The sequence below is a fragment of the Ideonella sp. P3_A4 genome (assembly GCF_056403075.1).
In genome coordinates, this window is record NZ_JBFUGE010001032.1 from 1 (window position 1) to 1,435 (window position 1,435).

Annotated in this window: 1 protein-coding gene; it reads right to left on the reverse strand. The window is 66.1% G+C overall.

The features are described from left to right. Positions 1–198 precede the first annotated feature (198 nt). On the reverse strand, positions 199–1,374 hold the full coding sequence (gene zapE, locus AC1DYI_RS35540) for a cell division protein ZapE (protein WP_477208799.1): 1,176 nt from the start codon (positions 1,372–1,374) through the stop codon (positions 199–201). Between the last annotated feature and the right edge of the window lie 61 nt (positions 1,375–1,435).

Sequence of the window (1,435 nt, forward strand, 5' to 3'; positions counted from 1 at the left end):
GCTTGCACTCAGATCGGCGGTCAGCCTTGTCGGCGGCCGCGCAGTTCTCTATCGACGCTGGCAGGCGGGGTGGGGGCAGTCTTCGCCAGTCGGTCCCAGGCCGATCACCGGATTTCAGGCCCTCCACCCCAACTCCGCAACCATACAAGCCGGATCCGCGCACGCCACTTGAAGGGGGCGGCGCTACGCGCGCCCCGATTAGGTCAGCGAGGTGTCAACCTCGCGTCGCTCCAGCGCGAGGAACTCGGCAGACTGCATCTCGTTCAGTCGCGAGACTGTGCGCGGGAATTCGTGGGCCAGGGGGCCTTCGTTGTAAAGCTGCTCTGCGGACACTTCAGACGACATGATCAGCTTCACGCGGCGGTCGTAGAGCACGTCGACGAGCCAGGTGAAGCGGCGCGCTTCCGAGGCCAGCCGCGGTGGCATTTGCGGCACGTCCGACAGCAGCACGGTGTGGAACTGCGTCGCCAGCTCCAGGTAGTCGTTCTGTGAACGCGGGCCGCCACACAGTGTGGCGAAATCGAACCACACCACGCCACCGGCGCGGCGCCGTGCGCGGATCTCGCGCTGTTCGATGTGCAGCAGCGGCGATTCATCACGCACTTCGGCCAACTCGGTGAACGCCTGCTCCATCGCCGCGTCGGCCTCGGCGCCGAGCGGGGTGTGGTACAGCTTCACATGCTCCAGCGTGCGGCGTCGGTAGTCGGTGCCGGCGTCAACATTGATGACCTGGAGCTTGTCCTTCAGCAGCGCGATGGCCGGCAGAATGCGGTCGCGGTGCAGGCCGTTCGGGTACAGCGCGTCCGGGTGAAAGTTCGAGGTCGTGACGATGCTGACGCGGTGCTCGAACATCGAATCGAGCAGGCGGTGCAGGATCATCGCGTCGGTCACGTCGGCAACGTGGAACTCGTCGAAGCAGATCAGGCGGTGCCGGCGCGCGATGCGCTCACCCAGCACGCTCAACGGGTTCTGGATGCCCTTCAGATCCTGCAGCTCGCGGTGCACCTCGCGCATGAACTCGTGAAAGTGCAGCCGCGTCTTGCGGGTCAATGGCACCGACTGGAAGAAGCAGTCCATCAGGAAGCTCTTGCCGCGCCCCACCCCGCCGTACATGTAGACGCCGCGCGGGATCGGTGGGCGCACGATCCAGTCGCCCAGGCGCCGCAAGACCGGTTCGCTTTCTCCTGCGGGGATGTCGTTGGGCGACGAAGGCGTCGGCCGCAGCAACTGGGTCACCGCGTTCGAGCGGCGGGCCTTGTAGTCGGCCCACTCGTTCTCGCAGCGTTCCAGCGCGTCGATCGCGCGCAGCTGCGCCGGGTCGGCTTGGTAGCCGCGCTCAGCGAGCGTGGCTTGGTAGAGCGAGCGGACGGCCATCAGTGAAACAGCGTTGAGCGGCGCGGTGACTGAAGTGTCAGTCGCCGCGCCTGTTCAGATC